General features: G+C 40.8%; 20 protein-coding genes and 1 riboswitch. Of the genes, 13 read left to right on the forward strand and 7 right to left on the reverse strand.

Annotated elements, in window-relative coordinates:
• Positions 1 to 17: 17 nt before the first annotated feature.
• From tenA to AAZR19_RS07115, 9 genes are all read left to right on the forward strand, one after another.
• On the forward strand, positions 18 to 716 hold the full coding sequence (tenA, locus tag AAZR19_RS07075; protein ID WP_087975970.1) for a thiaminase II: 699 nt from the start codon (positions 18 to 20) through the stop codon (positions 714 to 716).
• Positions 701 to 1,300, forward strand: coding sequence for an ECF transporter S component (locus AAZR19_RS07080; RefSeq protein ID WP_041108436.1), 600 nt, complete (start codon positions 701 to 703; stop codon positions 1,298 to 1,300). Before tenA ends, AAZR19_RS07080 begins: the two co-directional genes overlap by 16 nt.
• The gene (locus AAZR19_RS07085; protein ID WP_087975971.1) at positions 1,275 to 2,873 is read left to right on the forward strand and encodes an ABC transporter ATP-binding protein; all 1,599 of its coding nucleotides are present in this window, start codon (positions 1,275 to 1,277) and stop codon (positions 2,871 to 2,873) included. Before AAZR19_RS07080 ends, AAZR19_RS07085 begins: the two co-directional genes overlap by 26 nt.
• Positions 2,863 to 3,597 (forward strand): energy-coupling factor transporter transmembrane component T family protein, encoded by a 735-nt coding sequence (locus AAZR19_RS07090; RefSeq protein ID WP_041108431.1) that lies wholly within the window; start codon positions 2,863 to 2,865, stop codon positions 3,595 to 3,597. Before AAZR19_RS07085 ends, AAZR19_RS07090 begins: the two co-directional genes overlap by 11 nt.
• Before the next feature lie 534 nt (positions 3,598 to 4,131).
• Complete coding sequence (locus AAZR19_RS07095; RefSeq protein WP_404841210.1) at positions 4,132 to 4,587, forward strand: methyl-accepting chemotaxis protein; 456 nt, start codon at positions 4,132 to 4,134, stop codon at positions 4,585 to 4,587.
• A 168-nt stretch (positions 4,588 to 4,755) separates the two neighbouring features.
• Positions 4,756 to 5,571, forward strand: a complete 816-nt coding sequence (locus tag AAZR19_RS07100) for a YwqG family protein (RefSeq protein WP_075621455.1) — start codon at positions 4,756 to 4,758, stop codon at positions 5,569 to 5,571.
• A 235-nt stretch (positions 5,572 to 5,806) separates the two neighbouring features.
• Positions 5,807 to 6,640: a BglG family transcription antiterminator LicT gene (gene licT, locus AAZR19_RS07105; RefSeq protein ID WP_034281373.1), complete on the forward strand. Its 834-nt coding sequence runs from the start codon at positions 5,807 to 5,809 to the stop codon at positions 6,638 to 6,640.
• Between the two features lie 327 nt (positions 6,641 to 6,967).
• Positions 6,968 to 8,875, forward strand: a complete 1,908-nt coding sequence (locus tag AAZR19_RS07110) for a beta-glucoside-specific PTS transporter subunit IIABC (protein WP_434702715.1) — start codon at positions 6,968 to 6,970, stop codon at positions 8,873 to 8,875.
• On the forward strand, positions 8,847 to 10,265 hold the full coding sequence (locus AAZR19_RS07115) for a glycoside hydrolase family 1 protein (protein WP_076840544.1): 1,419 nt from the start codon (positions 8,847 to 8,849) through the stop codon (positions 10,263 to 10,265). The genes AAZR19_RS07110 and AAZR19_RS07115 overlap by 29 nt, the downstream gene beginning before the upstream one ends.
• A gap of 54 nt (positions 10,266 to 10,319) precedes the next feature.
• Here AAZR19_RS07115 and AAZR19_RS07120 read toward each other — a convergent pair whose 3' ends face one another.
• Positions 10,320 to 11,444 (reverse strand): 5-methyltetrahydropteroyltriglutamate--homocysteine S-methyltransferase, encoded by a 1,125-nt coding sequence (locus tag AAZR19_RS07120; RefSeq protein WP_076840543.1) that lies wholly within the window; start codon positions 11,442 to 11,444, stop codon positions 10,320 to 10,322.
• An 88-nt stretch (positions 11,445 to 11,532) separates the two neighbouring features.
• Positions 11,533 to 11,645, reverse strand: a riboswitch (SAM riboswitch).
• Between the two features lie 136 nt (positions 11,646 to 11,781).
• On the opposite strand from AAZR19_RS07120, the gene AAZR19_RS07125 reads away from it, so the two are divergent.
• Positions 11,782 to 13,812 (forward strand): AAA family ATPase, encoded by a 2,031-nt coding sequence (locus tag AAZR19_RS07125; RefSeq protein WP_041108419.1) that lies wholly within the window; start codon positions 11,782 to 11,784, stop codon positions 13,810 to 13,812.
• 54 nt (positions 13,813 to 13,866) lie between these two features.
• Here AAZR19_RS07125 and AAZR19_RS07130 read toward each other — a convergent pair whose 3' ends face one another.
• From AAZR19_RS07130 to AAZR19_RS07145, 4 genes are all read right to left on the reverse strand, one after another.
• Positions 13,867 to 15,186 carry a gluconate:H+ symporter gene (locus AAZR19_RS07130; protein ID WP_024423918.1) on the reverse strand — a complete coding sequence of 440 codons (1,320 nt, stop codon included), beginning with the start codon at positions 15,184 to 15,186 and terminating at the stop codon, positions 13,867 to 13,869.
• A gap of 49 nt (positions 15,187 to 15,235) precedes the next feature.
• Positions 15,236 to 16,657, reverse strand: coding sequence for a four-carbon acid sugar kinase family protein (locus AAZR19_RS07135; protein ID WP_041108539.1), 1,422 nt, complete (start codon positions 16,655 to 16,657; stop codon positions 15,236 to 15,238).
• A gap of 7 nt (positions 16,658 to 16,664) precedes the next feature.
• Complete coding sequence (garR, locus tag AAZR19_RS07140) at positions 16,665 to 17,558, reverse strand: 2-hydroxy-3-oxopropionate reductase (RefSeq protein ID WP_041108417.1); 894 nt, start codon at positions 17,556 to 17,558, stop codon at positions 16,665 to 16,667.
• 198 nt (positions 17,559 to 17,756) lie between these two features.
• Complete coding sequence (locus AAZR19_RS07145; RefSeq protein ID WP_171464800.1) at positions 17,757 to 18,614, reverse strand: MurR/RpiR family transcriptional regulator; 858 nt, start codon at positions 18,612 to 18,614, stop codon at positions 17,757 to 17,759.
• Positions 18,615 to 18,775: 161 nt separating this feature from the next.
• On the opposite strand from AAZR19_RS07145, the gene AAZR19_RS07150 reads away from it, so the two are divergent.
• The gene (locus tag AAZR19_RS07150; RefSeq protein WP_434702719.1) at positions 18,776 to 19,453 is read left to right on the forward strand and encodes a DUF3298 and DUF4163 domain-containing protein; all 678 of its coding nucleotides are present in this window, start codon (positions 18,776 to 18,778) and stop codon (positions 19,451 to 19,453) included.
• Between the two features lie 83 nt (positions 19,454 to 19,536).
• On the opposite strand, the gene AAZR19_RS07155 is transcribed toward AAZR19_RS07150, so the two are convergent.
• Together AAZR19_RS07155 and pepT are read right to left on the reverse strand one after the other, a co-directional pair.
• Positions 19,537 to 19,716 (reverse strand): hypothetical protein, encoded by a 180-nt coding sequence (locus tag AAZR19_RS07155; protein ID WP_008345664.1) that lies wholly within the window; start codon positions 19,714 to 19,716, stop codon positions 19,537 to 19,539.
• A gap of 289 nt (positions 19,717 to 20,005) precedes the next feature.
• Positions 20,006 to 21,238 carry a peptidase T gene (gene pepT, locus AAZR19_RS07160; RefSeq protein ID WP_434702721.1) on the reverse strand — a complete coding sequence of 411 codons (1,233 nt, stop codon included), beginning with the start codon at positions 21,236 to 21,238 and terminating at the stop codon, positions 20,006 to 20,008.
• Between the two features lie 226 nt (positions 21,239 to 21,464).
• Here pepT and AAZR19_RS07165 point away from each other — a divergent pair, with 226 nt between their 5' ends.
• A complete protein-coding gene (locus AAZR19_RS07165; protein ID WP_024427532.1) occupies positions 21,465 to 21,788 on the forward strand; it encodes a WXG100 family type VII secretion target in 324 nt (107 codons plus the stop codon).
• 4 nt (positions 21,789 to 21,792) lie between these two features.
• Positions 21,793 to 22,989, forward strand: coding sequence for a DUF6861 domain-containing protein (locus tag AAZR19_RS07170; protein WP_434702723.1), 1,197 nt, complete (start codon positions 21,793 to 21,795; stop codon positions 22,987 to 22,989).

A 22,989-nucleotide genomic window follows, 5' to 3' on the forward strand; every position in this document is an offset into this window, starting at 1 on the left:
AAGAGGAGGCTTTTTTTATGACATTTTCTACGCAATTAAGGAAAGAAGCAGAACCGTTATTTGAAGCCATTTATCAGCATCCGTTCGTCAGAGGCCTGGCAGCAGGAAAGCTGGAAAAGGAACAAATCATTCATTACGTCAAACAAGATGCAGAATACTTACAAGCATTCATTAAAATTTATGCAGCAGCGCTCAGCAAATGTACAGACAGAGAGGATATTGCGTTTTTTCATCAGCAGATTGCGTTTGTACTAGATAGTGAGACGCACCCTCATCAAAACCTTTGCCGAGTGGCAGGAGTAGCATATGATGAGCTCCAAGGTGCTTCTTTGGCTCCGAGTGCTCACCACTATATTCATCATATGCTGCAAGTTGCGCAAGAAGGCACGCTTGGTGAAATCATCGCTGTCCTGCTTCCATGTCCTTGGACATATTGGGAAATAGGGAAACGAATGCTTACAGATGTGCAGCCAGACCCGTCACATCCGTTTTATGAGTGGATCACGTTTTATGGAGGATTAACTGATTCTGTCACAGGTGAGCTTTGCAGGCGGCTCGATCAATTGGCGGAAGCAGCAAGTGAGAAGGAAAAGGAAAAAATGAAACAGCATTTTATCTTAAGCTGCCAGCTCGAGTACAAGTTTTGGGAAATGGCCTTCACTGTTGAAGAGTGGCCAGTTCAACTGGAGGTGCATTCATCATGGCATGGAAGATGAAAGAAGTCGTCCTTGCGGTGATTTTATCCGTTGCGTGCGGTGTGATCTATTTAGGGTGGTCCACGCTATACTTACCGATTACAGCACTTGTGGGTCCAGCAGGAGGCAACATCATGTTTGGAATATGGGTCATTGCCAGTCCAATCGTTGCATATATCATTCAAAAGCCGGGGGCTGCTCTGATTGCAGAAACAGCCGCCGCGGCTGTGGAATTATTGACAGGAAGCCACTTTGGACTTTCAGCTCTGCTGATTGGTGTATGCCAAGGGCTTGGGGCAGAAATCGCCTTTGCTCTTTTTGGTTATAAACGATATCGCATGTGGACACTGATGCTCTCTGGTGCCTTTGCCGCTATCGGAGCGATGGCGTACAGTCTCGTGGCAAATGGCTTTGGTTATTACACGCCTCAAGTTTTACTTATGACCCTTGTGACTCAAATGATCAGTGGAATGATACTTGGCGGCTGCCTTGCAAAAGTGGTGGTGGACGCACTATCCAAAACAGGTGTACTGAATCAATATGCCATCATGAAAGAAAAAAGAAACAAAGGTGAACAGCATGAATTCATTTCTCGCGTGCAATGAACTCACTGTCCGTTTTTATGAACAGCCTAAGCCCGTTTTGCATCAAATCTCCCTTACGATTCAAAAAGGGGAAAAGGTCCTTATTTTAGGACCGAGCGGAAGCGGGAAATCCACGCTCATTTCGGTTCTGGCTGGAATCATTCCAGAGCATGTGGAAGCAGACATGCAGGGTGAAGTGGTGCTGCAAAGACATACAGGCGTCATGTTTCAAGATCCAGACTCTCAATTTTGTATGCACCGCGTCAATGAAGAAATTGCCTTTAGCTTAGAGAACCGTTCCGTCCCTCGTGAAGAGATGGATGACATCATTCGGCAGCTCATGCAAAAAGTCCAACTGAATGTCGATCCGCATACAGAGATTCACACTTTATCTGGCGGCATGAAGCAGCGATTGGCACTTGCTTGTTTACTCGCATTACAGCCGGATGTTCTATTCTTTGATGAACCGACAGCACAGCTTGACCCGGCAGGTAGAATGGACATATTTCAACTGCTGCAGCAGCTTGCAGCCGATCAGCAGCAGACCATGATTTTTGTAGAGCATGTGCTTGACGGAGTCATCGAATGGATGGACCGGGTGATTTTATTAGATGATCAAGGCAGCATTTTAGCAGATGGATCTCCAAAAGATGTGCTCGCGGCATATGAGGAAGAAATGAAAGAGGCAGGGATTTGGCGGCCAAAATTATTTCCCGAGAAATGGTCCACGATTATTCAAGATCCATTTCATCCACTAAGTCAAACCTTTATGCAAACTTTTAAAGCACGAAAAGAGCAGCGAGAAAAAGTGCCATCAATCGAACGAAAGACAATGATTCGTACAGAAAATCTTCAATTAAGCTACGGGAAAAAAAGGATTATGAGTGATCTCCAGCTTGATATCAAATCAGGGGATTGGGTGGCGATCATTGGGGAAAATGGAAGTGGAAAAAGCACACTTCTCAAGCATTTGGTTCGTTTAGAGCCAACGAAAAAAGGTCACATTTTCTTAAAAGATACACTCCTAAAAAAGTGGTCAGACCGAGAACTATATGAAAAAACAGGCTTTGTGTTTCAAAATCCGGAGCTTCAATTTATACAAGACACAGTATTCGATGAAATTGCCTTTGGCGGCAGACAGCGAAACTGGCCAGAATCTGTCGTACAAGAAAAAACGGTTCAGCTGCTGAAAGAGTTCGGTTTAGAGAAGCATGCAAAAGCACATCCCTTCACCTTAAGTTTAGGGCAAAAAAGAAGATTGAGTGTTGCCACGATGCTCCTCTTTGATCAAGATGTATTGCTGTTAGATGAGCCGACTTTCGGGCAGGATGAAAAAACGGCGAAGGAATTGATGAGGCGTTTAAAAGAGCGTCAGCGCCAAGGCACTACCATTGTGATGGTCACACATGATATGGAGCTTGTCGATGAGTGTGCCGATCAAGTGCTTCTGTTTCATCAAGGGAAGCATGTGTATCATGGCACCCCTTATGATTTATTTTCAAATCAAGAACTTGTCGATGCTTATCAGCTGAGAGCTCCTTTACATTATCGCTATGTGGCAGAAAGAAAGGACGTGCTGACGATTGCAAAGTAATCACTCCTTTCTTTCTACTGTGAATCCAGTCATGAAATTACTCGCTCATCTGCTTGCGATGGGCTGTCTCATGTCGATTTCTGACCCTAAAACTACCTTTATCATTTGGCTGTTTGCTCTTGGCATTGGAGTTGTTTTAGGTGGATGGAATATGAAGTATCTCGTTACAAGGCTTGTCCCTTATCTGCTCTTTTTTATTCTCGTGTTCTGGATGATGGCGGCCTTCGGCAAGGGGGATCATACCGTTTGGAAGTGGGCATGGTTTCATATCACAGAGGAGAGTTTAAGAAATGGGCTCACCATCGCTTTTAGAATGCTTGGATTTGTGACATTTGGTCTCCTTTTTACGTCCACAACAGATTTGACGGCATTTATGATGAGTCTGATTCACCAATGCCGAATGTCCCCAAAATGGGCGTATGGCATGCTTGCCGGCTTCCGGTTTATTCCGTTATTTCAAAGTGAATTAAAACAAATGAAAGCGGCACATAAAATCAGAGGCTACAAGCAAAAAAACAGCTGGAAAGCCTTTATGCGTTATGCATTGCCCCTTTTTACACAAGGTGTACGAAAATCAGAGCGCTTAGCGATTGCGATGGAAGCCAGGGGCTTCACAGGGACGAAAGAGCGAACGTATTACCATATCATCAGCACCTCATGGATTGACTATATGTATCTTTTTCTCATCGGTATCAGTGTCTTCATGTGCATTTACTTTGTTTAAAAAACACCCACATTCTCTTGATAGAATGTGGGCTTTTTATATGTCTTAGGTCATTTGATTGATATTAGTGCACATTACAGGCTGTAATAGATCATATAACGAACCGATAAAGAAGGTGTACTGAGAAATAGAGAGGATGAACGTAAGCGAATGTCACAGAGAATTGATAACATAATAGACGCTTTACCAATCATTGGACTTGCTATGAGAGAGCAGCTAACCTTTTCTGTTTTAGGGAAAGAGAAGGTTCTTTATTATCAGCAGCATGGGAATATTGATTTAGGATTTAAAGCTGGTGATACAGTAGATGCTGGATTCCAAAACTTTGCGATGCTGAAAAATGGGAGAGAACCATCGTTTATTCAAATTCCGAAAGAAGTATACGGGATTCCAATGGATATCGTAGCCGTTCCAATTACTGAGGAATCAGGTCAAGTGGTTGCTGCCTTCTGTGTGGCCTATGACCAAACGAATCAACAACGATTAGATCACATCATGACGGAAAGCAACGAAGCTTCCGAAAAACTAGTCGCTATGGTACAGCAGGTTGCCGCACATTCAGAGGAACTACAAGCGACAAGTGAACAAATTCTACAAAATACGAAAACCACTGTCGAAAATTCCTCTAAAATCAATCAAGTGTCCAATCTCATCAAGGGTATCTCTGATCAAACGAACTTACTTGGACTCAACGCATCAATAGAAGCTGCAAGAGTAGGGGAAGCAGGAGCAGGTTTTGGAGTGGTCGCAACAGAAGTGAGAAAGCTGTCAACTCACGCGAAACAGGCGACGACTGATATTGAAACAGCCCTAAAAGATGTGCAGGGGTCGATCAAAGGAATGGAAGAAGAAATTGCGCAAATTGTCGCTTCCTCTGAGCATCAAGCAGAACTAGTAGGCACTTTTACAAAAATTATTGAAGGTCTTCACGAAACAAACGAAACGATGAAAGCATTAGCAAACGACTTAGTAAACTATCAAGTGAAATAAAAGAACGACAAAACCTCCAGCTGAATCGGAGGTTTTTTTACATTTTAAGAAGAGAAACTTGTTAGGATTTTGACCGATTTATCACTGACAGGCAGGGTACACTTCTGTATGATAGAAAAAGAGATACAAGTTTTGTCATTAGACCTATTCATAAGGAGGAAGATCATCGTGACACAATCAGCGAAGCTGCAGGAAATACTTGCACCCTACCGTCCGTTGTTAGATGAAACTGAAAAACCAATGATTCAATTGCAGATGAAACAAGGAAAAACAGGACCATACGACAGCAAAATAGCTGGTGATCCTTATTTCCCAAAAAACGACGAATATCCAGTTGACGGCGAAGGACATCCTATGAAACTTTTGGCACAAATTAATTTCGGCCAGCTGCCCAAGCTGAAGGATTATCCAGAAACAGGACTTTTGCAAGTTTTTATTTCTGTGCATGATGATCTTTATGGGATGAATATTGACCATAAAACAGAGCAAAAAGATTTTCGCATCAAATTTATTGAGGAACCTTTCTTGGCAGAAGAAGAGTTAATGACTGATTTTTCTTTTGTGAAAATTCCAGATGATTTTTATTTTCCTGTGACGAAGGAAGGCGCGATTACAGGTGAATTATCAAGCGAAACGATCAGTGTAGGAGATTTCCGCTTTGAAAAAGTCACAGGAAAGAACAGCTGGGACCTATTCGAAGATGCAGATGGTGTTAATGGCGATGAAGCAGATGCCCTGCTGGATGAGTTTTATGAAACAGCGAGTGGCTTTGGTCACAAATTGGGCGGGTATCCAGGGTTTACACAAGAAGATCCGCGTACCTATGTAGATCAAGAACATACCGTTCTGTTATTACAAATTGACTCAGATGATGAAGTAGATTTGATGTGGGGAGATTGCGGTATTGCCAACTTTTTTATCAAACCAGAAGACCTTAAACGAAAAAATTTCGAGAATGTCGTCTATAATTGGGACTGCTCCTGATTTTGTAAAAAACACACTTTAAACACTCTTTTTAGAGTGTTTTTGTGTATGTTTTTAGACTTTTTTGCCCCTATTTCGTCATTTTTGAGAGGTAATATGTCATTCTTTCTAGTTGACCGTATCAAAAAAAAATGTAAAATCATCTTAAAGTCCTCTTTTTTGAAAATAATAATAACATGACATATGAATCAACGATAAAATGCTCGAAAAAGCGGAATGTACTGGGGGGTATCAATTGATCATTTCTAAAGTAATCAATAATAATGTTGTCAGTGCGTATGATGACGAGCAGCATGAGCTGGTCATTATGGGCAGAGGGATCGCGTTTCAAAAGAAAAGCGGAGACCCGATTGACGAAGAACGAATCGAAAAAGTATTTTCTATTCAAAATAAAGATATATCAGAAAAATTCAAAACCCTGCTTTATGATATTCCAATCGAGTATATGCAAGTGTGTGAGGCGATTATTGAGCATGCGAGAACAACCCTTAACAAAAATTTAAATGACAGCATCTATGTGACGCTGACGGATCATATCACCTTTGCCATTGAACGTCATCAAAAAGGAATGGACATCAAAAATGCCTTGCTCTGGGAAATCAAACGGCTGTATAAAGATGAGTTTAGATGCGGTTTAGAAGCTATTCGGATCATTGAGGACAAGCTGAGCATCCATCTTCCTGAGGATGAAGCCGGCTTTATTGCTATGCATATTGTCAATGCAGAGCTCAATGAAGAAATGCCAAACGTTATTCAAATCACCAAACTCATTCAAGACATTTTAAACATCGTTAAGTATCACTTTCAAATTGATTTGGACGAGGAATCATTAAATTATTTCCGTTTTGTTACGCATTTGAAGTTTTTTGGTCAGCGTTTGTTTAACGAAACACAAATGGAAAATCAAAATGAGTTTCTGTATGAAGTGGTAAAAGAGAAAAACACCGCAGCTTTTCAGTGCGCAGAAAAAATTAACGATTATGTTCAAAAAGAATACAACCGAAGTCTCATAGAAGATGAAATGCTATATTTAACTTTGCATATAGACAGAGTAATAAAAAGAAAATAAATTCAAAAAGAAAGCGTTGACATCACAAATTTAACATGATAATTTATAACTATAAACTAAATAACCCACAATCTTTTAGGATTGTTACTGGTCAAGCAGGCAAAACCTAAATCATTGTCCCTATCTTTGATAAGGCGTGATTTAGGTTTTTTTATATCTAAAGACTTATAAAAATTAAATAACGATCAATCGCTATGAAGGATTGTTACTGGTTAAGCAGGCAAAACCTAAATATCGATTAATGTCTGAATCGCTATTTCTCGGACATTAATGGATGTTTAGGTTTTTTCTATATCAAGATTAAATCAACGATTGGAGGGTAACATAATGAACCACAAACAAACAGCAAAAGAAGTGCTAGAACTTGTCGGCGGTGAAAAGAATGTTAAACACGTCACGCATTGTATGACAAGACTTCGCTTCAACTTATACGATGAAAGCAAGGCGGATAAAGAGAAGCTGCAATCAACAGACGGCGTCATGGGCGTGAATCAAAGCGGAGGTCAATATCATGTCATTATCGGCAATGATGTCTCAAATGTCTATCAAGCGATGATCGCTGACTCAGGTCTATCATCTGATGTAAAGTCAGGCGGTACAGAAGAAGCGTCAAAACAAAATGTGATATCAAAGCTTTTCGATTTTATTTCTGGTGTCTTCACACCGATTCTTCCAGCCATCGCTGGAGCCGGTATGATCAAAGGGATTTTGGCATTGATGCTCACATTCCAGTGGATATCAGATAAAAGCAGTACGTATGCGATTTTAACAGCCATCGGAGATGGAGCCTTTTACTTCTTACCGATTCTGCTTGCTGTAAGCGTAGCCAAAAAAATTGGCACAAATCAGTATATCGCGGCTGCCATTGCAGCAGCAGCACTGCACCCGCAGTTAACCGCTTTACTGGGCGCGGGAAATACAGAATTTCTAGGCTTGCCAGTGGTTGCCGTTGTTTACTCTTCATCGGTGATTCCAATTCTACTCACCATCTGGCTTGGCTCATATGTTGAAAGATTCGCAGAAAAATATAGTCCGAAATCATTAAAGATCATCCTTGTTCCAACGGTCACACTTCTTGTCGTTGTACCAATAATGCTCATCGCGGTTGGACCGCTTGGCGGGATTATTGGAAATGGCCTTTCAGGTGGAATTGATTTATTGTTTAAACATGCAGGTCTTTTGGCCGGACTCTTGATCGGCGGATTCATGTCACCATTGATCATTACGGGCATGCACTATGCACTGCTTCCAATCATGATCAACAACATTACGTTAAACGGTTTTGACTTCATTCTTCCAATGATGTTTGTAGCGAATATGGCACAAGCAGGCGCAGCATTCGGTGTCTTCTTAAGATCAAAAAACAAAACATTCAAATCATTGGCGATGTCTACAAGTATCACAGCCTTAATGGGTATTACTGAACCTGCTATGTATGGTGTGAACATGCGATTGAAAAAACCGTTCTTTGCAGCCCTCATTGGTGCAGCAGCAGGCGGCGTGTTCATGTCGATCTTCAAAGTAAAATCATATGTGGTATCCGGATCAGCAGGTCTCCCAGGTCTCCCGACATTCATTGGACCAACATTTGTCTACTCTATCATCGGCTTAGTAATCGCCTTTGTCGCAGCAACGATCATGACACTTGTTCTAGGATTCAAAGATGTACCAGTGAAAGATGATACAAAAGCAGACAAACCAGAAGAAAAGAAAGACACAGCAGCACTTCAAAATGAAGTGGTACAAAGCCCGCTTGAAGGTCAACTAAAGCCGCTCAATCAAGTAAATGATGCAACATTCTCTAATGAAATCATGGGTAAAGGTGCAGCTATTGTACCAACAGCTGGGCGTGTTGTAGCACCGTTCAATGGCAAGGTTGAAACCATTTTCCACACAAAACATGCCATTGGCTTGAAGAGTGAACAGGGTACAGAACTTCTCATTCATGTCGGGATTGACACGGTAAAACTTGGCGGAAAGTATTTCACAAGTCATGTGCAGTCAGGTGATCTGATTCAAGCAGGAGATGTACTCATTGAATTTGATATCGAGGGCATTCAGCAAGAAGGCTATGATGTCACCACACCTGTTATTGTCACCAACACAAACGATTTTGCACAAGTTGATGCGAAAACAGATGGAACGATTACAGTGAAAGAGACACTGCTTACAGTCAGTGTAGAAGAAAAAGAGGAGGGTATTCAACATGAACAAGTTAGAAAAAACATTTCCTAAAGGTTTCTTATGGGGCGGCGCTGTTGCAGCCAACCAAGTTGAAGGCGCATATAATCAAGATGGAAAAGGCTTATCGACAGCTGATGTATCACCAAATGGTATTATGCACCCATTCGATGAATCAATGAAAGACCTTAACTTATATCATGATGCAATCGATTTCTACCATCGCTATAAAGAAGATATTGCACTCTTTGCAGAAATGGGATTCAAGTGCTTCAGATTATCCATTTCTTGGCCGCGTATTTTCCCAAATGGCGACGATGCGGAACCGAATGAAGCAGGCCTCGCTTTTTATGAAAAAGTATTTGATGAACTGCATAAGCACGGAATTGAGCCAGTTGTCACCATCTCTCACTATGAAATGCCGCTCGCACTTGTGAAAAACTACGGCGGATGGAGAAATCGTAAGCTTGTGGATCTTTATGAAACATACGCGAAAACATTGTTCACCCGCTTTAAAGACAAAGTGAAATATTGGATGACATTCAATGAAATCAACGTTGTATTACATGCGCCTTTCACTGGCGGCGGACTTGTATTTGAAGAGGGTGATGACGAGAAAAGCATTCAATATCAAGCAGCGCATCACCAATTTGTTGCAAGTGCTTTGGCTGTCAAAGCAGGACACGAAATCATTCCTGATGCGAAAATCGGCTGTATGATTGCAGCGATGACAACTTATCCGTACAGCTCAAGACCTGAAGATATGTTTGCTGCAATTGAGCAAGATCGTAAAACATTGTTCTTCTCAGATGTACAGGCAAGGGGTTATTACCCAGGTTACATGAAACGTTATTTCCTTGAAAATGACATCAACATCGAGTTCCAAGAAGGGGACGAAGATATTTTAAGAAACCATACAGTGGACTATATTGGCTTCAGTTATTATATGAGTTTTGTGACGAGTACAGATCCAAAGATCCTTGAACAAGTGACTGGCGGCAACCTATTTGAAGGTGTGAAAAACCCTTATCTAAAAGCAAGTGATTGGGGCTGGCAAATTGATCCGAAAGGACTTCGTACAACACTGAATCAGCTGTATGACCGCTACCAAAAGCCATTGTTTATCGTAGAAAATGGATTGGGTGCTGTCGATCAAGTAGAAGAAGACGGATCAATTCAAGACGATTACCGAATTGATTACCTCAGAAGCCATTTGCTAGAGGCGAGAGAAGCGATCGCAGACGGAGTTGACCTGATCGGTTATACAAGCTGGGGCCCAATTGACCTCGTCAGCGCATCTACGGCTGAAATGAAAAAACGCTACGGCTTCATTTATGTTGACCGTGATAATGAAGGAAACGGTACATTAGATAGAAAGAAAAAGAAAAGCTTCGATTGGTATAAACAAGTGATTGCGACAAATGGTGAACATTTGGATGCATAAAAGAAAAAGACAAACCGCTCATACTGCGGTTTGTCTTTTTTTGTCTTTGAGGGACTACGAAGTCCACACTTGATCAGCAATCTCAATCACATGACGCAGCTTTTCCCATTGCTGCTCTTCTGTTAACAGGTTGCCTTCCTCTGTAGAGGCGAATCCGCATTGTGGACTCAAACAGATTTGGTTAATGTCCACATATTGAGCCGCTTCCTCAATGCGTTTTTTAATCTGTTCAACTGGCTCAAGCTCACCGTATTTTGAAGTGACAAGGCCTAGTACGATTTGAAGGTTTGGGTTCTTCACATATCGAAGGGGCTCAAATCCGCCAGAACGATCGTCGTCAAACTCTAAAAAGAGACCATCAAGATCTAAGCCGGCGAAAATAGTTTCTGCTGCTGCTTCGTAACCACCTTCAGCTGCCCAAGTTGATTTAAAGTTACCGCGGCAAATGTGCATCGTAATCACCAAATCCTCTGGGCGGTCGGCAACAGCTTCATTGATTGTCTTCGCAAACGATTCACGAAGTTCATCTTCTTCACGGCCAAAGGCTTTGATTTGTTCATGGCCTTTTTCAGAAAAGAACACTGCCCATGCCGTATCATCCAGCTGCAAGTAGCGGCAGCCTGCATCATAAAAAGCACGGATGGCTTTCTTATACGCTTGTGCCACATCATGGTGGAATTCCTCTAAGCTGTCATACACTCCTTCTTCAAGCTTTCCACGGAAAAAGAGCATATTTGGACTTGGAATCGTCATTTTAGCCGTATGATCACCAGCGATGCTTTGAAGGAAACGATAATCCTCCAGCATTGGATGATCTGTAAAATCGATCTTGCCTGTTACCTTGATCCCTCTTGCTTTTGTCGTTGTGTTATGGAATTGAATGCCTTGATCTGCTTCAAATCCTTCCACTCCATCGAGTCCTTCAAGAAAGTCAAAATGCCACCATGCACGTCTGAATTCACCATCTGTGACAACCTCTAACCCAATTTCTTTTTGCTTCTCTACAATACGTGTAATTTCTTCGTTTTCAATTTGCCGGAGCTGCTCTGCTGTCAGCGTACCGTCTGCTTTTTGCCTGCGTGCTTCCTTGATGCGCTCTGAACGAAGTAAACTTCCTACTTGATCTGCGCGGAATGGCGGTTTTGTTGTTTTCTTTCCAATGGTTTGTACTTGTGTCATGCTGAATCCCTTCTTTCTTCAGGTTAAAAAATCAAATAAAAAAGCTCTTCCTTAGATAAGGAAGAGCATCATATACTGTGAGAACTCTGCCTTATCTTCAAACAAGCATTTGCTTGCTTAAGGAATTAGCACCATTCTGTTCCTAGGAACAGCGGTTGCCGGGTTTCACAGGGCCAGTCCCTCCACCACTCTTAATAAGGTTACCTTTTGATTCAATTTTCTTAATAAACACAATTATTCAACCTTTTCAGGGAAAAGTCAATGGTTTTTTTATTGATTATTTTGTCAAATAAACTTATATTTAATTATATGGAAAATTTTATAAAGGAGGATACTCATGATTCTAGGAGTATTTTTAAATGGTTATAAATCATATCCAAAGTCTGTATTCATTCCTATCACGAGTGATGTAAAGGAAAAATATTCTGTTTATATAGGTACTAATGGTATAGGTAAAAGTGGGATTTTAGAAGCGATAGATGTTTTTTTTAATAATAGAGAATGGAATGCAAATAGAGGTTCAAAAAAAGAAGAATGTTATATAACCCCCATTTTTATGATAGAGAAAGAAATATTAAGAGAATTTGTTTTAAATAAAAATCGTTTTAATAAAATTGAAATTAAAGAAAATGAACTATTATTACATGATATTGAAGTTATAAGTGCTCAGTTTTGGAATGGTATACAAAATTCTCTGGTTGGTGCGACTAGAAGAGAATATGCAAAGATATTCTTTAGTCATTTGGAGCAATTAATAGGTAATTATTCTGAGAAAAAGTATTATATTCTGCCAGCTGGTATTAAATATAATGGCAAATCAACTTTAACTCCTTTTGATAGTCATTATAGGAAGTTATTGGGCGAGGATAACTTTGAAAAAAAGATAGACAGATTGAGGAAAATATTAAAAGAATACTATGCATACATATATATACCTGTAGAACAAAATGTTGATGAAACATTAAAGTTAGAAGATAGGCAAATGCAAACTTTAATGAATAAAGACATTTTATATGAGATAGATAATGTATTAAACTCTAAATATGAAATAGAGGGTAAGAATAGAAGTTTTCTGAATTTCACAAATGATTATCTTAACGAATTTATTAAAGGTATCAATAGTTCAATAAAGCAAATAGACGAAAATTATAACTATAGTGCAGAAGCTTTTAGTAAAAAAAATCTAACAGTTACAGATATCAGAGATAAAATAATAGAAGCATATTTTTCTAAGAGACCGTTAAGGTATAAGAATAGAGAAGTAAATCAATTAAGTTCTGGTGAAAAAAGAAAAGCTTTAATTGATATTGCTTATGCCTTCTTATCTAATTCAAAAGAAATGGATAGGGAAGTAATTTTAGCTATCGATGAACCTGAAGTTTCAATGAATATTGCAAATTGCTTCCCTCAATTTATGAGACTTCAAGAATTAGCAAGTAATTTTAAAAGACAGGTTTTAATTACTACACATTGGTATGGATCTTTACCAATAACAGATCATGGTTATTTATATCATTTGAGAAAAGAAGAGCAAGATGTTGATATAAAAATATCTGACTTTAATTTTTTTGATTATTTAGATGAACAACGGCGCTTTCCTGATGACATTGAATTGAAAAGCATGTTTGATTTAGCTTCGAGCATTATAAGTTTTTCAAAAAGTGTTGAAAATATTAATTGGATAATTTGTGAAGGTAGTACAGATAGGCTGTATTTAGAGAATTTGCTTGATGGTTTGGAGAATTTCCGAGTTTTACCTGTTGGTGGTTGTGGTAATGTAATAAAACTATATGGATTATTAAGTTATCCGCTTTCAGACAAATTAACAGCAGATCAATTTAGTGGTAAAATTCTTTGCTTAATCGATACTGATAGTAATAAAGTGAACGTTACTAAAGCTCCTGAGAGTAAAGGGAAAGTGGATATAAGAAGGATTCAAACATTAACTAGTAATAATATAGAGGCTGTTAAATTTTTAGAGCCTTGGAGACAGGGACAATTTTATGAACGTACAGTCATCGAGGATTGTTTGGATCCCCAAAATTATTATACAGCAGTTCAAAGGGTAATTGAAGAAGAAGGCGATGAGTATTTGAGAATTCTTTTTCAAAAATTTGAGTTTAATACTCAAATTTCTTTTTCTAAAATACTTGGTGATAAATCAATTCTTATCCCTAAAGATAATGATGCTTTTATTAATAAAGAACATATAGTTGATTTTATTAACAATAAGAATATAAAAATGAAAATAGCTAAAAATTATATCGACTGTACAGATAGTAACAAAAATACAAATGGACTTTTAAAAGACGAAGTGTTTAATTACTTTGGTGTTACTAATTCAAAGTATGAACTCTCAAGAACATAAAGAGACTTGATTATTAAATAAAAGCACCTTCAATGAAGGTGCTAATTTAAATTCCTACATGAACAAATCAGCAACAAGAACACCAGCTAGTCCGACAAGTGAAAGCACGGTGACCATCAATGTCCACGTTTTAAAGGTTTGGGCCATTGATAGGTTAAAGTATTCTTTATAAATCCAGAAACCCGCATCATTCACATGAGAGAACGTAATACTTCCGGCACCTGTTGCGATCACCATTAATTCAGGGCTGACACCCGTCAGACCAATCAGTGGTGCAGAAATGCCAGCCGCCGTGAGACCGGCGACAGTGGCTGATCCTAAAGAGACACGTAGGACAGCAGCAATGAGCCAAGTCAGAAGCAGGGGAGAAAGTGTGCTTCCTTGCATGATCCCTGCAATGTATTGATCGACGCCGCTATCAATGAGCACTTGTTTAAAGGCACCGCCGCCTGCAATAATTAATAGAATCATAGCAATAGAGCCGATAGAATCCGTTATTGACTTCATCACGTCCTGCATGCTCTTTCCTCTTCCAAGCCCAAACGTGTAGATGGCAAGCAGCACTGAGATTAATAGTGCAATCGCCGGTTCGCCTAAAAACTCAGCAGTTGGCAGCAATGGAGAGGATGGGAAGAAAATTTCTAGAAATGCTCTAAATGTCATAAGCAATACAGGCAGAACAGCGGTGAAAATGCTAATGCCGAAGCTAGGCATTTCTTCTTCTGTGAATTCCTTTGGATTAAATAAGTTCTTTGGAATATGTGCGTGCAACTGATCTTTTTTAAATAGTTTCGTAAACAGAAGTCCGCCTACTAAAACAGCAGGAATCGCTAAAATAATCCCAACCAATAAGGTTTGCCCCATGTTTGCCTGAAAGACATTTGCAATGGCAGTCGGTCCTGGGTGAGGGGGGAGGAAGCCATGTGTGGTGATGAGTGCAGCGACGAGCGGCATCCCCACATACAGTACTGGAAGTCTTGCAGCTTGAGCGATCGTAAAGACTAATGGAATTAAGATAATGAATCCGGTTTCATAAAATAGAGCAATTCCAATCACAAATCCAGTCAGCATCGTCGCCCATTGGATTTTTCCGATGCCAAATCGGTCAATGAGTGTCATCGCGATCCGCTGAGCTCCGCCAGAATCAGCCATCAATTTACCAAGCATCGCACCAAAACCGAGAACGAGTGCGAGATGCCCGAGCGTACTGCCAAGTCCTTTTTCGACGGAAGCGATCGCTTCTAGTGGTGTCATCCCTTCTAACACAGCAACAATTAAAGAGACAATAATCAAAGATATGAAAGCGTTTAACTTAAAGACAACCATGAGTAAAAGCAATAACAAAACGCCAAGTCCTATAAACACTAACGACATGATCTTTCCTCCTTTGTGGTGCATAAGGGGCGCAAACACCCCCTAAGCTTTATCCTTCAAGTATGTCTACAGCTTCTTTTAACGTATCCTTTGACCCAACATTTCCCGGGAAAATCACATAAGACATGAAAGGGAATTTACTTTCTTCTCCTGTTTGCCAAACGGGGATCCCTGGTTTGATTTGACCTGCCACGGTCGCACGTTTCACGCTAAGTCCTCTTGTTCCAATATCGCTGGAGGTAATTCCACCTTTGGCAATAAGATACTTAGGACGAATGGTGAGACGCTGGACAATACTTGTCACAGCATCACTAATCTGTACAGAGAGCTTTAATTCTTCCTCTTGGCGATCATCCCCAAGATCAACCCGTTCTCTTCTTGTATAAACAGCCACAGATTGACCTGCTGCCAACAGTGCTTCAGTTTGCTGAATGACACGGTCAATTTCTTCGCGAAAGGCATCAGGCTCTAATATGAGGTGGGTATTAAATTCAATAAAAGACATCTCTTTATCTTGTTGCAGCGCTTTTAATTGTTCTGTTGTTTTTTTTACATGAGAACCGATCATAATGAGACCACCATGCGGGCTTTCTTCTTGTATCAAGTCATCTCTTGTTAATAAGGCTTGATCCCCTATACCGCCAAGTACTTTTGTGAGCGCCGCCGCACTTCTGAACATCAGCTGCTGTCCTGCTTGAATGGCTTCAATGAGAGCGGTGACAAAGACTTTGACATCGTCATAGTCCACCGCGTTTACAACCACCTTTTTGAAATCCTTGACACTCATGAGCTGATGCTTGATTTGATCAATGCGTAAAGCCCGCAGATCAGCTAACGAAATGTAGGTAGTGTTCTCTTTTGTGAACATTCCTTCTGACTTTTCTTCAATCCATTCTCCAAGATGAGATGATTGAAAGCCGAATGTACGGTCTCTTGCAAATTCTGTGTCACCAGCAGGAATTAATTCGTGTCCTTCCTGTACGTAATGAATATTGTTGATCGTAAAGCGTCCACCTTCTTGGAAAAAAGGAAGAAGGATTTCACCATCGAAATGGCGGGAGCTTTGCTGTTCAATGGTCGTTTTGAGTACTTCGGTTTCAAGCGGAAAGTGTCCGCGAAGAGTAGAATCCCCTCGGCTGACAATGACGAAGTCCTGATTAAGCCGTTCAGCCACCTTTACAATGGTTGCTGCGATTGTTTCGTGCACAGCGGCAGTTTCTTTCTCTGTCATACTGCGAGAATTGGTCAAAATAAAGAACATGCGGCTGTCTTCAAGAAAACCAGCTTCAATGCTTTCTTCTGACCAATCGGTGAAAACAGAGACGCCATGTACGGTTTGAATCCCTGTTGGATCATCGTCTAATACAATAACTTTATGCTGAAAGCTGCTCAGTGCTTGTTCGTATGCTGATTGAATGGCCTTTGAATCTGCTTTCGGAATGGCATTCAGTATGTCAGTGCTTTGTTTCATGACCATCTCATCCTTTCTTTACTTCGACATGAGCCATTTTTTCGTAATATTGAACGATGCCGCCATGATCAAGCCCGGATTTTCCGTCCGCTTTGAGGGCGTGGAAGATTTCGAGCAGCTGACTAGAAAGCGGAAGAGGAACACCGATATCATGAGCAGTTTCCATGACATTGGTTAAATCCTTCAAGTTGATGTCGATGCGTCCGCCAGGTTCAAAATTTCGTTCTAAGATGAGAGGAACTTTTGCATCGAGAACGGCACTTCCTGCCAGTCCGCCGCGGATGGCTTCATACATCTTATCAATGGCAATGCCTGATTTAGCAGCTAGAACGAGCGCCTCGGACATGGCCGCAATATTTAAGTTGACGATGATTTGATTGGCAAGCTTCGCTGTTGTCCCGCTGCCATTGGCCCCAACTAATACGACCTCAGTGCCCATTGCAAGCAGGACATCCTTCACTTGCTCAAAGATGTATTCTTCGCCGCCAGCCATGATGGCGAGTGTTCCGTCTATTGCCTTCGGTTCTCCGCCGCTGACAGGTGCATCGATAAATTCCACCTGATGCTGTTTGGCAAGAGCAGCTAAAGCCCTGGAGGTGACAGGAGAAATTGAGCTCATATCTACAATGACAGTGCCAGGTGCAGCTGTCGTTAAAATGCCTTGATCACCTGAAACGACTGCCTCTACATGCTCTCCTTTAGGAAGCATTGTGATAATGATATCGCTTTCAGAAGCTGCCTCAGCTGCTGAAACAGCACCTTTTGCTCCGGCTTCTTGTAACGATCGAATCGCTTCCTCATTTAGGTCAAAAACTGTCAAAGTATGACCAGCTTTTAATAGATTGAGTGCCATAGGTTTTCCCATAATACCTAGTCCAATGAATCCAATCTTCTTTGTCACGTTGTCCGCCTCCTATATAGAAAACCCTTACAAAAAGCGCTTTCTTTTCTATGTGTTAGTATATATACTATCTTATAAATTTAATAGTAGGAAATAAACTATTGTTAATTTAATGTACATGACGTGATAGGAACGTGTCAACGGAAAATATGAAAAAAGTCACAAAAAAAGACCGGAATCAGCTCCGGTCTTTTGCGTTTATGTTTTATTTTTAGCTACGGCTAATCGAGATCGTTTCACGTTTTCAATGGCATTTGATCCTAGCTCTAAAACAGCGGAGACGTATAGTACATCAATGATCACAAGCTGGTTGATACGGGAGATCATGGAGTCTGATCGATAGGTTGTCTCTCTTGAAGAGCTAAGCAGATGAAAATCAGACCGCTTTGCGAGCTCAGATTTCGGATAGCTGGTGATAGAAGCAACCTTTGCCCCTTTTTCTTTTGCAAACTGTACGGCGTCAAGAATTTCTCTGCTCTCTCCTGAATGGGAGATTGCGACGATAAAATCGTGTTCCGTGGCGTGTGTTGCAATCATATTCATCATATGCGGATCACTGCATAGGCTCACTTCAAAACCAAGCTGCAGGAACTTATGATAAGCATCCCCAGCAATAAAGCTGGACGCACCTGCTCCAAAAAAGACGGTTTTATGTGCCTGTTTCATGTGTTCAATGAATTGTGTGACGGCATGGTCCTCTAAAATATGCTTCATATCTTGTATAGAGTTTGTTGTTAACTCTATGACCTTATGTTTAATATCAGCTACACTATCGGTTGCCTCGATCTCGCCGTATATGGATTGAGGTGTATTGGTCGCGATATCCTGTGCGACATGAACACGAAACACTTGATACGATTCATAGCCAATTTTTCTTAGAAACCGAAAGATCGTCGTTTCACTTGTGCTGCATTCAGCAGCGAGTGCACTTATAGAATGAAGCACAACTTTCTGAGGGTTTTGTAAAATGTAATTGGCAATCTTTTTCTGGGTTGGGGACAAACTATGAAACGTTGTCCGAATGTGACTAAAAATATTCTCTTCTATGATAAACACCACACTTCATCTAGCATTCTACATTAAGCATACAGGAACTTATGAAAACGGTAAACAAACCCGATGTGGAAAAATGAAGAATAATATGGAAAAAATACTTCTTTTGGTTCTTTTGTCATGGTATACTCATTTGGTAATAGACAAAAATGGGGGTTTTTACTATGACAATGAAAAAAGGCCTAACGATCAGCCTGCTTATTTTCTCACTGATTGTTTCCTTGTTTGCGCCAGTTGGATCTGCGGATGCCAAACAAGCAAAAAAAGCAAAAGTAAGCACACACTATTATAAAAAGAAAAAAACGTTCAAATATGCACAGGTGAAAAACCTAAGCAAGACGCATATGAAAACCATCAATCGTGATTTAAAAGAAGATATCGCTTTCTCTTATTCTACGTACTTGTTTTTAAAGGACGAAGCGAAAAAGGAAGGCTACGGGAAGGTCACGTATGAGAGAACGTATAAAACGAAATTTAATAATGGTAAGAAACTGAGTATCTTAAACTATGATTACATGTATAACGGTGGAGCACACGGAGACACAATGGTTTCCAGCATGAACTATGTGTTAACAAAGAAAAAAACAAAGCAGCTGTTCTTGACAGACGTTGTGAAAACAAAGAAAAAGCGTACGAAAGTAAGAGATTATATTTATAACTACACAAAGAAACATAAAAGCAAATTCTACGCAAACCTGAAAAAAAGCGACATTGAAATCAACTACAACACGCAGTATTACTTCACGAAAAAGGGAATTGCTGTTGTCTTCCAGCCATATGAAATTTCACCTTATTATGTTGGAATTCCTTTGATTCAAGTGCCTGCGAAGGTATATAAATAAAAAGAAAAACGACCAGATTCAGTGGTCGTTTTTTGCTGTTTATTCAACAAAAAGAGCCCCTCGTGAGGCTCTTTTATTTGGATTTATACTTGTTTAGGTGCATCGTTTAGTGGGTGACGGCGTTTTCCGTTGTAGTGGCGGCGCATACGAAAGATTTCAAACTCCGAAAGCTCTGCGCTTTTTCTTTTTTGGGTGCGGTTATCTTTTTTGAAAGAGAATAGTAAGTAGCAGCAAAGTGAAGCGATAATCAATAAAATCATCATATGACATTCCTCCAATTCATCCTATTCTTTAAGTGTAGACAGGGTGAGTGATGTTTATAACTGAAAATAAGCAGCAGACTTGGTTTAGTTCTTAAGATTCATTCGATCTGCTATTTTAGGTCTAAAATACTGGTTGTTTTTAACTATTATATTTCCAGTTATTTCACTCGTCAAGAAGAATTTTTTCTGGGGTTGTCTCTATTAGTACGAATAAGTGTCATAAAAGTTTCGGAAAATTGTAAACTTTTATTAAAAAACCGTTCCCGAACAGGAACGGTTGTAAACATGTTTATGCTTTTTCTTCAAATAAACGGGCAATTTCAACGATAACCTCGGTTGCTTTCACCATGTTTTCAACTGAAATAAATTCATATTTGCCGTGGAAGTTTTCCCCGCCAGTAAAGATGTTTGGCGTTGGGAGACCTTTATATGAAAGCTGGGAGCCGTCTGTGCCGCCACGGATTGGTTCGATGACCGGTGTTACTGAGCGATTTTCCATGGCTTCATGAGCAATGTCCACAATATGTTTTACCGGCTCAATTTTTTCTCTCATATTATAATACTGATCCTGAATGCTGAGGGCGATGCTGTTTTCTCCGTAGATGGCTTTTAAGTCATTTGCTATTTTTTCAAACAGTGCCTTGCGATTGTTGAATTTCTCTTTATCAAAATCTCGGATAATATATTGCAACTCAGCCTCTTCTACTTCCCCTACAAATTTCGTCAGGTGGAAAAAGCCTTCGTAGCCTTCTGTATACTCCGGAGATTCGTCAGAAGGCAGTTTGTTGTGAAAGAGCATCCCAATTTTCGCAGCGCTGACCATTTTATCTTTTGCTGTCCCTGGGTGGACATTGTTTCCTTTAATGGATACTTTCGCGCCTGCTGCGTTGAAGCTTTCATATTGCAGCTCGCCAAGCGGTCCGCCGTCAATTGTGTACGCATAGGAAGCGCCAAAGGCATCAACATCAAACTTGTGCGGCCCTCTGCCAATCTCTTCATCTGGCGTAAAAGCGACGCGGATTTTTCCATGCTTGATTTCTGGGTGTTCAATGAGGTGATGCATAGCTGTCATAATTTCTGCGATACCAGCTTTGTTATCTGCACCAAGCAGGGTTGTGCCATCTGTAGTGATCAGTGTATGTCCTTGGTACTTTTGTAAATTTGGAAACTGTTGTGGAGATAAAACGATATGTAGATCTTCATTTAAGGTAATGTCGCCGCCTCGATAGTTCTCATGAAGCTGCGGTTTTACATTTTTGCCGGTGAAGTCAGTGGCTGTGTCGATATGAGCCAGGAAGCCAATGGTCGGCACATCTTTGTCTGTGTTAGATGGGATTGTTCCCATGACATAGCCGTTTTCATCCATAGTCACTTCTTGAATCCCGATGGATTTCATCTCTTCAACAAGCTGTCTCGCCAGGTTCAATTGTCCTTCAGTAGATGGGCAGCTTTCCTTTTCTGCATCTGACTGCGTATCTACCTTCACATAACTTGTGAAACGCTGAATCATTTCCTCTTTCATCTATACGTCACTCCTTTTGTAGAATACGTCCATTTTATCACGTCTTGAATGCGCTTCATAACAAGAAAGGCTTTCTCTGGCAATTAGAGAGGAAAAAGGCCTACTTTCATTAGGTAATGTGCTGAATGGTTCTTTAGGGTGATTTTTTTGGGTGTCTTTTTATTTATAATGGGGACATATAAAATCATCCATTTGTACGTTAAATTGGGAGAAAGGGGTGCGAAAGTTGGATTCTAGTCAAACGCTGGCACTCGCTCAAAAGTTTCAGGAAGCGGCTGATGAGATTCGGCAGTCCAAGCAGCTGCTGGAAAATCGTCTGAAGGCAGTAGGATCAGGCTGGCAGGGAGAAGCAAGGGATAAATTTGATCAAAGCTTTGAAGAAACAACGGCACGCTACGATCAATTTGAAAAAGATTTGCTTGAAACAAGTCAGGAACTGCGGGATGCAGCGGTCAAAATTGAGGAGCGTAAAGCTGAAATTGCCAGAATGGAAGAGCTTGAGCGAAAGAGACGAGAAGAACGGAGAGAAAGAAACCGAGAAGGGAGATGAGGTGATGGCACGTGACATTGTGGTTGATCCAGATCAGCTGACTGGGCTGGCGAATGATTTTGTAGGTGAGCTGTCAGCCATTGAAACGAAGCACCGCGATTTACATAGTCAACTGGACGGGCTCATTTTAGGCTGCGATCCTCGGTATAGAAGCTGTTTTTCTGGTGTCGGGGATGCATGGGGAGCAGGACAGGCATTAATCAGCAAATTGAGCAGTGATGATATTGCCATTCGTCATGCAACGGATAAAATGGTCGAAGCAGATGATATATTGCGGAAATTGTACAGTATCTATGATCAATATGGTACACTCACGAGCTTAGCTGGTATCGTGATGATGCAGGCGAAATATTACGGGCTTGGGATGACGACTTTCATTAAAGAGAATGGCCGATATGCAGCGCAGCATTCAAAGCTGCTGCTTGATCTGACCAGCCGGGTAGAAGGAACGAGATTTGACCGGTTAGCAAGGATTTGGCTGAGTAAAAAAGAATTATTAAAACGATCGAACTGGCCGATGGCTGACTTGGTCCATAAGAAATTCACAAAATTTTATCCTGACGATACAGTTGCGTTCACAAACAGTGTTCGTGATTTTACAAAAGGAAGTATTAATTGGAAGGACACGGCTGCGATTAAGTCTGTTCTGAAAAATGGCGCAAGATTTGCGAAAGGAAATGCCATTATTGCAACAGTTGTCACTGGTGCAACAGAAACGGTTGGCTGTGGATTGAAAATTGCCGAGAACTATGCAGAATTCGGTGATCAGCCCGAAGTTCTTAAGCGTGAAAATGCAAAGGCTGTTGGAAATGCAGTGAACAATACGGTCTTTATCGCTGGCGGTTCTGTCGCAGGTGCCGTTGTCGGCGGGGCTCTTGGCAGCTTTGCAGGTCCGATTGGAACCGTTGTTGGCGGAGCCATTGGTTCAGCAGTAGGTGGATTTATTGGAGAAAAAGTCGCCAAGCTGACATCCGGTTTTGCTGAACAGATGGCAGTGAAATTAAAGGATCCGATTCATGCAGTCGTGGATAAAGGGAAAAAAGCATTCGAACTGGCGGGTCAAGGTGTGAAAGCAGTGAATGATACCATTGATCAGGCAAATCAAGTGATACATAAAGGGATAGAAAAAACAAAAGAAACCGCAGATTCGCTCATAAAGGGTGCAGGCGATTTCTTGAAGGGTGCATTTTCTTTTGGATAA

Source organism: Bacillus sp. Je.9.29.b, assembly GCF_051129925.1.
In the GTDB taxonomy this organism is placed as follows: Bacteria; Bacillota; Bacilli; order Bacillales; family Bacillaceae; genus Bacillus; species Bacillus safensis.